This window comes from Paenibacillus sp. CB74, assembly GCF_055687625.1.
Window position 1 is genome coordinate 6,251,487 of sequence record NZ_CM146009.1, and the last position, 14,236, is coordinate 6,265,722.

The following is a 14,236-nucleotide window of genomic DNA, read 5'->3' on the forward strand; positions in this document are numbered from 1 at the left end:
CACGAGCGCAATGGTTAAGCTACTAAGAGCACACGGAGGATGCCTAGGCGCTAGGAGCCGATGAAGGACGTGGCGAACAACGAAACTGCCTCGGGGAGCTGTAAGCAAGCTTTGATCCGGGGGTGTCCGAATGGGGAAACCCAGCTGGGGTAATTTCCAGTTACTCACAACTGAATACATAGGTTGTGTAGAGGCATACCAGGGGAACTGAAACATCTAAGTACCCTGAGGAAGAGAAAACAATAGTGATTCCGTCAGTAGCGGCGAGCGAACGCGGAGAAGCCCAAACCAGAGAGCTTGCTCTTTGGGGTTGTGGGACGTCTCACATGGAGTTACAAAGGAACCGGTTAAGCGAAGAGGTCTGGAAAGGCCCGCCAAAGAAGGTAAAAGCCCTGTAATTGAAAGTCTGTTCCCTCCGAGACGGATCCCGAGTAGTGCGGGGCACGTGAAACCCCGTATGAATCCGGCAGGACCATCTGCCAAGGCTAAATACTTCCTAGCGACCGATAGTGAAGCAGTACCGTGAGGGAAAGGTGAAAAGCACCCCGGAAGGGGAGTGAAATAGAACCTGAAACCGTGTGCTTACAAAAAGTCAGAGCCCGTTTTAGGGGTGATGGCGTGCCTTTTGTAGAATGAACCGGCGAGTTACGTTCCCGTGCAAGGTTAAGGTGAAGAGCCGGAGCCGCAGCGAAAGCGAGTCTGAATAGGGCGATGTAGTACGTGGACGTAGACCCGAAACCGGGTGATCTACCCCTGTCCAGGGTGAAGGTGCGGTAACACGCACTGGAGGCCCGAACCCACGCACGTTGAAAAGTGCGGGGATGAGGTGGGGGTAGCGGAGAAATTCCAATCGAACTCGGAGATAGCTGGTTCTCCCCGAAATAGCTTTAGGGCTAGCCTCGGAAAACAGAGTCGTGGAGGTAGAGCACTGATTGGGTGCGGGGCCCGCAAGGGTTACCAAGCTCAGTCAAACTCCGAATGCCATAGACTTACTTCCGGGAGTCAGACAGTGAGTGCTAAGATCCATTGTCAAAAGGGAAACAGCCCAGACCATCAGCTAAGGTCCCCAAGTGTGTGTTAAGTGGGAAAGGATGTGGAGTTGCACAGACAACCAGGATGTTGGCTTAGAAGCAGCCACCATTGAAAGAGTGCGTAATAGCTCACTGGTCGAGTGACTCTGCGCCGAAAATGTAACGGGGCTAAACACACCACCGAAGCTATGGCTTGATGCTTGCATCAGGGGTAGGGGAGCGTTGTATAAGGGTTGAAGGTGTACCGTAAGGAGCGCTGGACATTATACAAGTGAGAATGCCGGTATGAGTAACGAAAAGATCAGTGAGAATCTGATCCGCCGAAAGCCTAAGGGTTCCTGAGGAAGGCTCGTCCGCTCAGGGTAAGTCGGGACCTAAGGCGAGGCCGAAAGGCGTAGTCGAAGGACAACAGGTCGAAATTCCTGTACCACCGTAAGCCGTTATGAGCAATGGGGGGACGCAGTAGAGTAGTGACGCGGACTGATGGATGTCCGTCTAAGCAGTAAGGCTGATGTGTAGGCAAATCCGCACATCGTAAGGCTGAGCTGTGATGGGGAGCGAAAATTGTAGTAGCGAAGGTCATGATCTCACACTGCCAAGAAAAGCCTCTAGCCAGGTGAAGGTGCCCGTACCGCAAACCGACACAGGTAGGCGAGAAGAGTATTCTAAGGCGCGCGGAAGAACTCTCGTTAAGGAACTCGGCAAAATGACCCCGTAACTTCGGGAGAAGGGGTGCCCCGGTAGTGTGAATAGCACGAGGGGGCCGCAGTGAAAAGGCCCAAGCGACTGTTTAGCAAAAACACAGGTCTGTGCGAAGCCGTAAGGCGAAGTATACGGGCTGACGCCTGCCCGGTGCTGGAAGGTTAAGGGGAGTGGTTAGGAGCAATCCGAAGCTGTGAACCGAAGCCCCAGTAAACGGCGGCCGTAACTATAACGGTCCTAAGGTAGCGAAATTCCTTGTCAGGTAAATTCTGACCCGCACGAATGGCGTAACGACTTGGGCGCTGTCTCAACGAGAGATCCGGTGAAATTTTAATACCTGTGAAGATGCAGGTTACCCGCGACAAGACGGAAAGACCCCATGGAGCTTTACTGCAGCTTGATATTGAATTTGGGTACGATCTGTACAGGATAGGTGGGAGCCTTTGAAGCGTGAGCGCCAGCTTGCGTGGAGGCAACGTTGGGATACCACCCTGATCGTATCTAGGTTCTAACCTGGTACCGTAATCCGGTGCGGGGACAGTGTCAGGTGGGCAGTTTGACTGGGGCGGTCGCCTCCTAAAGAGTAACGGAGGCGCCCAAAGGTTCCCTCAGAATGGTTGGAAATCATTCGAAGAGTGCAAAGGCATAAGGGAGCTTGACTGCGAGACCTACAAGTCGAGCAGGGACGAAAGTCGGGCTTAGTGATCCGGTGGTACCGCATGGAAGGGCCATCGCTCAACGGATAAAAGCTACCCTGGGGATAACAGGCTTATCTCCCCCAAGAGTCCACATCGACGGGGAGGTTTGGCACCTCGATGTCGGCTCATCGCATCCTGGGGCTGAAGTAGGTCCCAAGGGTTGGGCTGTTCGCCCATTAAAGCGGTACGCGAGCTGGGTTCAGAACGTCGTGAGACAGTTCGGTCCCTATCTGTCGTGGGCGTAGGAAATTTGAGAGGAGCTGTCCTTAGTACGAGAGGACCGGGATGGACGTACCGCTGGTGTACCAGTTGTTCCGCCAGGAGCACCGCTGGGTAGCTATGTACGGACGGGATAAACGCTGAAAGCATCTAAGCGTGAAGCCCCCCTCAAGATGAGATTTCCCAGTATGTAAGACCCCTTGAAGACGACGAGGTAGATAGGCTGGGGGTGGAAGTGCAGCAATGCATGGAGCTGACCAGTACTAATCGGTCGAGGGCTTATCCAAATATGCAAGTTGTAATTCGCATGTTTCGTTTCGAATCTAGTTTTCAGAGAACGATCTCTGAAATGTAAGCTATGCGTTTGGTGGCGATGGCGGAGGGGTTCCACACGTACCCATCCCGAACACGACCGTTAAGCCCTCTAGCGCCGATGGTACTTGGACCGCAGGGTCCTGGGAGAGTAGGACGCCGCCAAGCGAACTCTTTCATCATACATAGAAAGCAGGCTCTGCATGTGGACGTTGTACGATGAATTGCATTTGCCCTGCAAATGCATATTATTCCCTGATAGCTCAGTTGGTAGAGCACTCGACTGTTAATCGAGTTGTCACAGGTTCGAGCCCTGTTCGGGGAGCCATTTGCTCTCATAGCTCAGTAGGTAGAGTGCATCCATGGTAAGGATGAGGTCACCGGTTCGATCCCGGTTGAGAGCTTTGGAAATGGGGCCCGTTGGTCAAGGGGTTAAGACACCTCCCTTTCACGGAGGTAACAGGGGTTCGAATCCCCTACGGGTCATATAGATGGAGGCTTAGCTCAGCTGGGAGAGCATCTGCCTTACAAGCAGAGGGTCGGGGGTTCGATCCCCTCAGCCTCCACCATCTAATTATTGGGGATTAGCCAAGCGGTAAGGCAACGGACTTTGACTCCGTCATGCATAGGTTCAAATCCTATATCCCCAGCCATTTTATGAGTCATTAGCTCAGTTGGTAGAGCACCTGACTTTTAATCAGGGTGTCGAAGGTTCGAGCCCTTCATGACTCACCATTATATGCGCGTGTGGCGGAATTGGCAGACGCACTAGACTTAGGATCTAGCGTCTTTGACGTGGGGGTTCAAGTCCCTCCACGCGCATCCTTTATTTGCGGAAGTGGCTCAGCGGTAGAGCATCGCCTTGCCAAGGCGAGGGTCGCGGGTTCGATTCCCGTCTTCCGCTCCAATATTTGCGCCCTTAGCTCAGCTGGATAGAGCGTTTGACTACGAATCAAAAGGCCGGGAGTTCGAATCTCTCAGGGCGCGCCATTATTTTCATTAATATCGGGATGTAGCTCAGCTTGGTAGAGCACCTGGTTTGGGACCAGGGGGTCGCATGTTCAAATCGTGTCATCCCGATTGTTATTATGCGGGTGTAGTTCAATGGTAGAACTTTAGCCTTCCAAGCTAATAGCGTGGGTTCGATTCCCATCACCCGCTTACATTATTTAAAAAAAACTCTCCGCATATGTGGAGGGTTTTTTATTTTTTTATGCGCGAAGAAGCAGTTATATTATGTAGCTTTACAGGTGTATTATAAAGAGCCAAAACGACCTCTGTATGCTAAATAGGGTCGCTTGGCTCTTTTGTTTACTATTTGGGAAGAAGATGCTTTTAGAGCATCAGTTAGACTGGGATTTGGGCCAATTAGCGCTCGTTGTGATCGGTTACTCTTCTACGCATACCTGCTAAACCGAGGAGTCCCAGCAGACCGAGCCAGCCCCAATCCATGCCATTATCCCGATTGGTTGTTGCGGCGTTAGCACGAACACTGTTCGTACGATAGTCACCATTGTTGCGGTAGTTCCCATCCATGTTCATGTTCATGTAGTTGCTGTCCTGATAAGACTGGACACGTGAACCGTTGGTGTCCATTCCTTTGGTCATATGATTATCAGCAGCAGCAGGACCAGCTAAAGAGGCGACGAGAAGCACAGAAGCAATAATCGTTGTAGCTTTTTTCATTAAGTTGAGTCCTCCTTTTTTTTAGAGCTACAGATTAATCTGCCCAAGAGGACAAGAAAACTATGTAGGAATGATCTGTAAAGTTATCCCTTAATTACAGTATGTTAGGGTGAAATACATAAGAAACTTTTCTAAAAAGCAGACTGTACTATGAAGAAAATTATATTTACATCTTTAATTTATTGCGTCACTGTGGTAAAGTATACAAAAGCTTGCTTTGCCGGTCATGTTTCTTTGTATGAACCTGGTTACAAATAATGAAATTATGCGGTTTTACCTTATAACATGTACGGTTACTCATATCTAAATTAATTGTATATTTATGAGTTTTTAGGTATAGGTATGAGACTTTAGTTTTATCTAAAGTATGTGAAAAAGGTATCATGCGACAGCATATGACCATTAATTGAAGCAGAACAAGAAAATGAATAAAAAAGCGTGTTTTTGTGCTGTAAATCGGGGATAATCCCCATTTTTTCTAGTAGAAAAATGAAGATTTTCGTACCATTTTATTGTATGATGTTATGAAGGTGTCAAATTTGCGTGTACGAATGGAACGATCAGATGGGAGGATAAGCATGACTGAAACTACGGTAACCGCCAGCAAAAGCCAATCCAACAACCTGCTTCGGCGAGACGTGCGGTTCCTGGGCAATATACTCGGAGAAGTTCTTGTCCATCAAGGCGGCACGGAGCTTCTAGATATCGTTGAGAAGATTCGGGAAACGAGCAAATCGTTGCGTGCAGAATTTCTGCCAGAACTCTATGCAGAGTTCAAAACGATGATCCAGGAATTAGACTCGGACAATCGTCATCAGGTTATTCGGGCATTCGCTATTTATTTTCAATTAGTTAATATTGCTGAACAAAACCATCGGATCCGGCGTAAACGGGATTATGAACGTTCTGCAGGGGACGCTGTGCAGCCAGGATCGATTGAGAAAGCAGTACAGGATCTTAAGGAACGTGGATTGTCTCATACAGAGGTGGAAGAGATTCTCGACGATTTGTCGCTGGAACTCGTTATGACAGCTCACCCAACCGAAGCCATGCGCCGGGTTATTCTGGACATCCACAAACGGATATCCGAAGATGTCATGCTACTTGATAATCCTACGCTGACGTTGCGTGAACGTGAACAGTTGCGTGAGAAACTGCTGAATGAGGTTATTACACTCTGGCAGACAGATGAACTTCGCGACCGCAAACCGACTGTACTCGATGAAGTGCGGAACGGGATGTACTACTTTCATGAAACGTTGTTCCACGTACTTCCGGATGTATATCAGGAGCTGGAACGCTGCCTGAACAAATTTTACCCTGACCATGACTGGCATGTGCCGACGTATTTGCGGTTCGGTTCCTGGATCGGTGGAGACCGGGATGGAAATCCTTCGGTAACTTCAGATGTAACATGGCAGACGTTGTTGATGCAGCGCAAGCTCGCTTTGCGTGAATACCAACGGATTATGATTGAACTTATGGGCCATCTCAGCTTCAGCACGAACATCATCCACGTATCGGATGAGCTGGTGCAGTCGATTGAGCAGGACCGTAGTTGTGTAACGTTGAAAAAAGTGGATATGTGGCGGAATGAAAAAGAGCCATACCGCATCAAATTGGCCTATATGATTGCCAAGTTGAACAATGTATTGGATGAGAACAAATTAGGTCAGGCTGACCGTTATCATAGCGCTCAGGATTTGATTGATGATCTGATGATTATTGATCGAAGTCTGCGCCATCATTTTGCCGATTACGTAGCGGATACAACTATTCGCAAAATGATTCGTCAAGTTGAGTTGTTTGGTTTCCATACCGCAGCATTGGATGTGCGTCAGCACAGTCAGGAACATGAAAATGCGATGTCGGAGATTTTGGCGAAAATGAACATTGTAGAAGATTATGCGCGTCTGACTGAAGACGGTAAAATCGATCTGCTTGCTCGTTTGCTGGATGATCCGCGTCCGCTTACTTCTCCTTATCACCAATACACGGAGGGAACCAAAGAGTGTCTGGATGTTTTTCGTACCATTAAGCGTGCCCAGAACGAATTTGGGACCGGCTGTATCACAAGTTACCTGATCAGTATGACACAGGGCGCAAGTGACTTGCTGGAGGTTATGGTATTTGCCAAGGAAGTAGGCTTATTCACCAAAGGAAACAATGGTGAGGTTGTATCTACACTTCAAGCGGTACCGCTGTTTGAAACGATTGATGACCTTCATGCGGCTTCGGACATTATGCAGAAGCTATTTAACCTTCCTGTATACCGTGCAAGCGTAAAAGGACGGAATGAACTACATGAAATCATGCTAGGTTATTCCGACAGTAACAAGGATGGCGGAGTGGTTACAGCCAACTGGGAACTGCGTGTAGCAATGAATGCGATCACGGCTGTAGGTAATGAACACGGTGTTAAGTTGAAGTTCTTCCATGGACGTGGCGGAGCTCTTGGACGTGGCGGCATGCCACTCAATCGCAGTATTCTTGCTCAACCACCACATACCATTGGTGGAGGCATCAAGATTACAGAGCAGGGAGAGGTTATTTCTTCTCGTTACTCCCTTCAGGGAATTGCATACCGTAGTCTGGAGCAGGCAACTTCTGCACTGATTACAGCAGCACTGAATGGTCTTGAGCCGCAAGAATCAGAATCCGAGCGTCATTGGGACAGCATCATCAAAGAGATTTCACAAGTATCTTTGACGAAATATCAGGATTTGATTTTCCGTGATCCGGACTTCTTTACCTTCTTCAAGGAATCCACACCGCTTCCAGAGGTGGGTGAACTGAATATTGGTTCACGTCCGTCCAAACGGAAAGGTAGCGACAAGTTCGAAGATCTGAGAGCAATTCCTTGGGTATTTGCTTGGACGCAAAGTCGTTATCTGCTTCCAGCATGGTATGCGGCAGGAACAGGGCTACAAAGTTTCTATCAGGATAAAGAGGAAAATCTGGTTGTCCTAAAAGAAATGTATGCAAGCTTCCCATTCTTCCGCACGCTGATTGATACGGTTCAGATGGCTGTAGCGAAGGCAGATCTGGTAATTGCCAAAGAGTACTCAGCCATGACTTCCAACAAGGAAGCACGGGATCGCATATATGGACAAATCGAATCTGAATTCAAGCTTACAAAAGAGCTTATTCTGAAAATTACCGGAGAAGCTGAAATTCTGGATGATGTACCAGTTATTCAAGAATCCATTCGTCTTCGTAACCCTTATGTTGATCCGTTGTCCTACATGCAGGTCCAGCTTCTGAGTGAGCTCAGAGATATGCGTGAACGTGGTGAGGACGATACGGAACTGCTCAGAGAAGTGTTGCTGACAATCAATGGCATCGCTGCAGGGCTGCGTAATACAGGTTGAGGATTTAACTGCTGCATCTGAAAAATTATATGTAACAAAGTACCCATTATGTTGTTGAATAATAGCTCCATTCTCTACTCTACGGAGTGAGAGATGAAACGGGACTCCTGAGGGAGTTCCCGTTTTTACTGTTTTTGGCGGATATTTGTCATACAGTCTTGATTTTTGACCAAAGTTGATTTACGATTTGATTGGTGAATTACAAGTGTGGACGGGTATCAGAAGACGGAAGACCCATCAGCATGTCTGGGGGAATAAGGGTGGACAATTTGGAGAATAGGCTTGTGAGACTGGTGCTTAAAGGCGACCAGAGAGCCTTCGCAGAAATCGTTGAACTATATAAGGACAAGCTGTTTCATTTGGCATATCGGATGCTGAACAATCGTCATGAAGCTGAGGACGTTGTGCAGGAGACGTTTTTGCGTGTGTTTCGCAATATGGAGAAGTATGATCCGAACCAGAAGTTCTCAACCTGGATCTACCGGATCGCGACCAATCTGTGTATTGACCGACTGCGCAGAAAGAAACCTTCATACTCTTTGGATGCTGAACTGAATGATCAGGAAGGATCGGATGGTTATGCGATGCTTCCGAGTGATGATCGTACACCAGAGAGTGAGGCACTGCTGTCAGAGACGCAAACGCTCATTCGTGAAGCCATTGACAGTTTGCCAGCCAAGTATAAGTCCGTTATGATTCTAAGGTATTTACAGGACTTGTCGTTACAGGAAATCAGTGACGTGACAGGTATGCCCGTAACAACGATCAAGACACGCGTTCATCGGGGCCGTGATTTTCTACGGAAAAAATTGGAATACAAGTTATAAATGTTATACGCCTTGAAATATGGGCAAAATTATTTGAAACATATCCGAAACGGATGCGTATGTAATGTATGCAAGTCTTATGCGTGCTTTTTAATGGCTCATGGACTAAGTGATTTAAGAAAGGATTGGCTCTCATATGGATTGCAACTCGGCCGTCTCTTTAATGCATGAATGTTTGGATGAGTCGTTGTCCCCGGCCCAGAAGGTTGAATTAAAAAGTCACCTGGTGATCTGTCCGGATTGTCGCATGCGCTTTAAAGAGTTGGAACAGACGGAAATGCTACTCTTTGCCATGAAACACTATTCACCGTCTGCCTCTGATGAGCTGACCAATCGAATTATGAATGCTCTGCCCCAGCCCAAGAGACAGCAAATATGGCTCAAATGGGTCAAAGGACATCCCGCGCTGACGGCGGCAGCCTTCTTTTTGGTCGTGATGCTCTTTAGCGCCTTGAATTTCTGGAATCAGAATAACGAAATGGTTGTTAAGGGAAATAATCTGGACCAGATCGTGATTCAGGGTAACACGGTTATTGTTCCTGAAGGTAAGTCAATTGCTGGCGATCTTACGATAGAAAATGGAACCGCACAAGTATATGGTGATGTGAACGGCAATCTGACGGTTATCGACGGACAACTGTTTCAGGCTTCAACGGCGCATATTTCGGGTCAGGTGAAAAGTATTGATCAAGCGCTGGACTGGGTCTGGTACAAAATAACCAATATGGTAAATGAAGTGGCTTATCGCTAGAACAGGGTAAAATCTTCAATGGTATATACCAAGCAGGGTACCTCCAGATTGCATGGGGTACTCTTTTTTTATACGTAAACTTTGTAATTCATGGTAAATGTGATGTTTATGTGCAGTTTGAGACTGCCGTAACTTGCAACCTGAACGTTAACGTTATAACCTAGATACTAAAGAGAACATACTACTACATATAGATAAGCATTTTGTATATATCGAATGATGCAAAAATGCGCAGACAAAGGATTATATAAAATCCTAATGGGTTAATATGAGATCAGGGTTTACTCATCAATGGGGATAGCGGGGGCTGGCTTATGAATTATTTTGCTGACTTAACGTGGACAGAGTCCATTAAGGACGTTATCGATATATTGATCGTTACCTATATTATGTACAAACTGATTTTGCTTGTGCGGGGTACACGTGCTGTTCAGCTCCTGAAAGGAATTCTGTTCCTTGTGCTGATCTGGGCATTAAGTACGTGGCTAAACCTGTATACGCTCAAATGGTTAATGAACCAAATGTTTACGTTTGGTGTCGTTGCGGTGTTCATTATCTTTCAGCCGGAACTGCGTCGTGGTCTGGAGCAATTGGGACGAGGTAAGCTATTTGGTCGTTCAGCGGCAGCGAGTGATGAAGAGTTAACGGTGTTAATTGGTGAGATTATTAAGTCTGTTAATTATCTGTCACGGCGTAAAATCGGCGCATTGGTCGTATTTGAACGTGAAACGGGTCTGAACGATTACACAGAATCGGGTATTAAGATGCACTCTCTGGTCAGCTCGGAGCTGATGATTAACATCTTTATTCCAAATACACCGCTCCATGATGGAGCCGTCATTATACAAGGGAAACAGATTTCGGCGGCAGCTTGTTATTTGCCATTATCAGAGAATCCGTTTATCAGTAAAGAATTGGGGACACGCCATCGTGCAGCCATCGGGATCACCGAAGTTGCAGATGCGATCTGTTTGGTTGTCTCCGAGGAGACCGGACAAGTATCACTGGCGATGAACGGACAGGTCGTTCGTGATATTAAGGAAGAATCACTGATTGCCAAACTGTATGAGGAGTTGCGCCCTACATCCAATCTGAAAAAGAATGGTTGGACAACCTTCTGGAAACGGAAGGGAGGACGTAACAATGGATAAGTGGTTTAACAATAATAACTTTGCCAAAATACTTGCGCTTGCGGTGAGTCTGCTGCTCTGGTTCATGATTCATCTGGATGAAGTACCAACCACCCCTACGATTACAACAGGCACAACCAACAAGGTTGTGGAACGTACGGTGCCTGTTCAACCTTATGGATTAGACAGCAACAGCTATGTGCTTACTTCATTAAGTACGGATGAGGTCCGGTTGGAGATTAAAGGACAGCGCTCGATGCTCACATCGATCTTTACCAATGACGATTACAAGGTACTGGTGGATCTGAGCCAAGTGAAAGATGGGTCGAATACACTGCCGCTTGTACCTGATTTGCCATCCGGGGTGGAAGTAGTCAGTATGGAGCCTTCCATGGTTACCGTGAATGTAGAAAAATTGGGCACCAAATCCTTCAATGTGAATATTGTACCCGAAGGGGAACCATCCGCCGGATACAGCGCTGGGACGCCCGTGATTGAACCTTCGACGCCGGTCAAGGTAACTCTGCCCGAAGGGCAACTCGAGGCAGTAGCGAAGGTCCAGGGCAGTCTGAGCGTAAAAGATGCCAAGGAAGATGTCATACAAAAAAAAGTGAAACTTCAAGCATATGATGCTGAAGGTAAGGTCCTTGAAAACGCGATAATAACGCCTCAAACGGTTGAAGTCCGAGTTCCGGTCAGTCAGCCCTATACATCTATACCCTTAAGAATCAAATATTCGGGACAGCTACCAGAAGGCCTGGTTCTCTCCACAGTAGAGCCTAGCGTGAAAGAAGTCTCGGTTTATGGATCTGAGGATGCGCTTGCGGGTATACAGTCCTACGACCAAGTAACCCTTGATCTTACCCAGTTTGATCAGTCGGGTACATCGACAGTTAACGTGGACTTGACGCCGCCTTCCGGTTTTGAGAAAATCGAGCCTAGTTCGATTCAGCTCAAGGTAACCATATCACCATTTGACGAGGCAGAGGAGACAACGAAAGTCTTTCCGAACGTCCCCATCACACTTACCGGTGCGGGAAATGGACTGGAAGGGACGCTGGTTACGCCTCGAAGCGGCGGTCTGAACCTTACACTCACAGGCTCACCAAGCATGCTTGAGGGTCTGAGTAGTGAGGATATCAAGTTGACAGGTGATCTTGCTGGACTTGCGATTGGAACGCATGAGATCAAGCTTGAAGCCGACCTGCCCCGTTATGCCAAACTGGATGAATCGTCCAATGCTCTGAGTGCAACGGTCAAAATTAGCGAAAAGGCTGAAGACACAACGACTACTCCTAGCGAAGAGCCGACTGACGAGGGAACGGTAGCACCTGACCCTTCACCAGCCGAGGTCGAAAATGGGGGAACTGAGCCTGTTCCTGATGAAGAAGAAACGGAATCGAATACGGATACTCAGGATCAGGGCCAACAGGGGAACACAAACAGTCGAGGTAATTTAAATAATAATAACAGCGGTACTGGCAGTAAAAGTGGCACGAATCCGTAAACGTTCTAATTTTAAAATTCTCAAAAAATAATATTAGTGCTCGTATATGATGCGAATAGAAGGAGTTAAATCATGGGGAAATATTTTGGTACAGACGGTGTAAGAGGAGTTGCCAATAAAGAGTTAACGGCAGAGCTTGCTTACAGCATTGGACGTTGTGGTGGTTACGTGCTTGCAGGTGGTGTGGAAAGACCAAAAGTGGTTATTGGCATGGATACTCGTATCTCGGGATTGATGTTGGAATCCGCACTGGTTGCAGGTCTGTTGTCCATTGGCGCTGATGTAATTCGTCTGGGCGTTGTATCCACTCCGGGAGTAGCATATATTGCACGTTTGCTGAAAGCTGACGCAGGTGTGATGATCTCGGCTTCCCACAATCCCGTAGAGGATAACGGTATCAAGTTCTTTGGGGGAGATGGCTTCAAGCTGTCCGATGAGACAGAGAACCGGATTGAAGAGCTGATGGATGCGGAGACAGATCAATTGCCACGACCAGTGGGTGGCGGTCTAGGTACAGTAACGATGGATGAGGAATCCCGTTATCGTTACCTCGACTTCCTGAAAACGACGGTTAATGAGTCGTTCTCTGGTCTTAAAATTGTTTTGGACTGTGCGAACGGAGCAGCTTATGAGCTGGCACCGAAATTATTCAGTGAACTTGGTGCAGAAGTCATTGCCATTGGCGCTGAGCCAAACGGCCTGAATATTAATGAGCAATGTGGCTCAACGCATCCAGAGAACCTGAAACAGGAAGTGCTCAAACATAAAGCGGATCTGGGTCTTGCTTTTGACGGGGATGCAGATCGTCTGATTGCTATTGATGAGACTGGCGCTGAGGTGGATGGAGACTTCATTCTGTGTATCTGTGGTGATGCCATGAATCGTGCAGGCAAGTTGAAGGACAGCACCGTTGTATCAACGGTTATGAGTAACATCGGATTCTACAAAGCAACAGAGAAACTTGCACTGAAAACAGCTAAAACTGCAGTAGGTGACCGTTATGTGATGGAGGAAATGCGTCGCGGCGGTTACAACCTGGGCGGAGAGCAATCTGGCCATGTTATTTTCCTGGATTACAATACAACGGGAGATGGCATGCTGACTGCGATTCAACTCGTGGATACGCTCAAGGCTTCCGGTAAAAAACTGAGTGAGCTCAAAGCGCTAATGACCCAGTACCCACAAGTATTGGTGAATGTGCGTGTTGAAGATAAGAGCAAATATGAGGGCAATTCTGCAATTGAGCAAGCTATTGCTACAGTAGAACAACAACTTGGCGATAATGGACGTGTGCTCGTTCGTGCTTCTGGAACAGAATCTCTGATCCGTGTTATGGCGGAAGGACCAGACAAAGACGAACTTGAACAATTTGTGTCTCAAATCGCAGATGTAGTTCAAAAAGAACTGGTATAGGATTGGTACGTGTTCAAAAAGTCTGGTTTTCAGTACGGAGAAGATGGAATGAAGATAGAAATGGAGTAGCGGAGCGTAGGCAAACTACGTGAGTAACCACAATGTTTCCAAAGGAAACATACTTCGTAAGCCTCCCGCTTATTTCGGCTGAATTTCAACTTCGATGCTGATAATGCCATTAGGCATGATTCGTAATCAAAAGCGGACTTTTTGAATTTCCTCTATTCATGAATATTCCTGCGTCCCGGCCTGATGAGACCATAGGTCCGATTATCCGGTCGGGATTGTGGGTAAATATGCTGAAATTGTCACAGGTACTTTGCTCCATTGCAAAATGGACCTGACGTGCATATAATGAGTGGAGTCGTCATTCAGACACAGAAAGTGAGGAACGTAAGGTTACAGTTACACAAGCGCCAGAGCTTGGAGTTGCGCGGGATGATGTTGATCAGGATTTCTTCTAGGTTGAAGAACGGCTGATTAAGATCAACGGCAATCAAGCTGACGAGGTGGAGGTGTTCGGATTGTTCGGCGGGGACCTCCCGGTGAAGCACCAGAGCCGTAAACCGGATTGCGGAAAATGGATAGG

The 14,236-nt window shown here is 47.4% G+C and carries 7 protein-coding genes, 11 tRNA genes and 2 rRNA genes; 19 read left to right on the forward strand and 1 reads right to left on the reverse strand.

Annotation, left to right across the window (positions count from 1 at the left end; all coding sequences use genetic code 11):
- Positions 1 to 12 precede the first annotated feature (12 nt).
- The 13 genes from ACX9NY_RS27530 (at position 13) to ACX9NY_RS27590 (ending at position 4,123) form a co-directional block, all read left to right on the forward strand.
- Positions 13 to 2,937: ribosomal RNA gene (locus ACX9NY_RS27530) — 23S ribosomal RNA — on the forward strand.
- 76 nt (positions 2,938 to 3,013) lie between these two features.
- A 5S ribosomal RNA gene (gene rrf / locus ACX9NY_RS27535) occupies positions 3,014 to 3,130 on the forward strand.
- Between the two features lie 84 nt (positions 3,131 to 3,214).
- Positions 3,215 to 3,290, forward strand: a tRNA-Asn gene (locus ACX9NY_RS27540).
- Positions 3,291 to 3,293: 3 nt separating this feature from the next.
- A tRNA-Thr gene (locus ACX9NY_RS27545) sits at positions 3,294 to 3,366 on the forward strand.
- Between the two features lie 10 nt (positions 3,367 to 3,376).
- Positions 3,377 to 3,448, forward strand: a tRNA-Glu gene (locus ACX9NY_RS27550).
- A gap of 7 nt (positions 3,449 to 3,455) precedes the next feature.
- Positions 3,456 to 3,531: transfer RNA gene (locus ACX9NY_RS27555), tRNA-Val, on the forward strand.
- Positions 3,532 to 3,540: 9 nt separating this feature from the next.
- Positions 3,541 to 3,615: transfer RNA gene (locus tag ACX9NY_RS27560), tRNA-Gln, on the forward strand.
- Positions 3,616 to 3,621: 6 nt separating this feature from the next.
- Positions 3,622 to 3,697: transfer RNA gene (locus tag ACX9NY_RS27565), tRNA-Lys, on the forward strand.
- A gap of 6 nt (positions 3,698 to 3,703) precedes the next feature.
- A tRNA-Leu gene (locus tag ACX9NY_RS27570) sits at positions 3,704 to 3,784 on the forward strand.
- Positions 3,785 to 3,794: 10 nt separating this feature from the next.
- Positions 3,795 to 3,869 (forward strand) — tRNA-Gly (locus ACX9NY_RS27575).
- A gap of 6 nt (positions 3,870 to 3,875) precedes the next feature.
- Positions 3,876 to 3,952: transfer RNA gene (locus tag ACX9NY_RS27580), tRNA-Arg, on the forward strand.
- A 16-nt stretch (positions 3,953 to 3,968) separates the two neighbouring features.
- Positions 3,969 to 4,042 (forward strand) — tRNA-Pro (locus ACX9NY_RS27585).
- 10 nt (positions 4,043 to 4,052) lie between these two features.
- Positions 4,053 to 4,123: transfer RNA gene (locus tag ACX9NY_RS27590), tRNA-Gly, on the forward strand.
- 207 nt (positions 4,124 to 4,330) lie between these two features.
- Here ACX9NY_RS27590 and ACX9NY_RS27595 read toward each other — a convergent pair.
- A complete protein-coding gene (locus ACX9NY_RS27595) occupies positions 4,331 to 4,648 on the reverse strand; it encodes a WGxxGxxG family protein (protein ID WP_472476200.1) in 318 nt (105 codons plus the stop codon).
- Between the two features lie 578 nt (positions 4,649 to 5,226).
- Here ACX9NY_RS27595 and ppc point away from each other — a divergent pair.
- From ppc to glmM, 6 genes are all read left to right on the forward strand, one after another.
- A complete protein-coding gene (ppc, locus tag ACX9NY_RS27600; protein ID WP_472476202.1) occupies positions 5,227 to 8,019 on the forward strand; it encodes a phosphoenolpyruvate carboxylase in 2,793 nt (930 codons plus the stop codon).
- Between the two features lie 260 nt (positions 8,020 to 8,279).
- Positions 8,280 to 8,846, forward strand: a complete 567-nt coding sequence (gene sigW / locus ACX9NY_RS27605; protein ID WP_264933311.1) for an RNA polymerase sigma factor SigW — start codon at positions 8,280 to 8,282, stop codon at positions 8,844 to 8,846.
- 136 nt (positions 8,847 to 8,982) lie between these two features.
- Positions 8,983 to 9,597, forward strand: a complete 615-nt coding sequence (locus ACX9NY_RS27610) for a zf-HC2 domain-containing protein (RefSeq protein ID WP_339237968.1) — start codon at positions 8,983 to 8,985, stop codon at positions 9,595 to 9,597.
- Between the two features lie 314 nt (positions 9,598 to 9,911).
- On the forward strand, positions 9,912 to 10,748 hold the full coding sequence (cdaA, locus tag ACX9NY_RS27615; RefSeq protein WP_017692119.1) for a diadenylate cyclase CdaA: 837 nt from the start codon (positions 9,912 to 9,914) through the stop codon (positions 10,746 to 10,748).
- The gene (locus ACX9NY_RS27620; protein WP_472476205.1) at positions 10,741 to 12,234 is read left to right on the forward strand and encodes a CdaR family protein; all 1,494 of its coding nucleotides are present in this window, start codon (positions 10,741 to 10,743) and stop codon (positions 12,232 to 12,234) included. The genes cdaA and ACX9NY_RS27620 overlap by 8 nt, the downstream gene beginning before the upstream one ends.
- A gap of 72 nt (positions 12,235 to 12,306) precedes the next feature.
- Positions 12,307 to 13,647 (forward strand): phosphoglucosamine mutase, encoded by a 1,341-nt coding sequence (gene glmM, locus ACX9NY_RS27625; protein WP_339237964.1) that lies wholly within the window; start codon positions 12,307 to 12,309, stop codon positions 13,645 to 13,647.
- Positions 13,648 to 14,236: the final 589 nt, after the last annotated feature.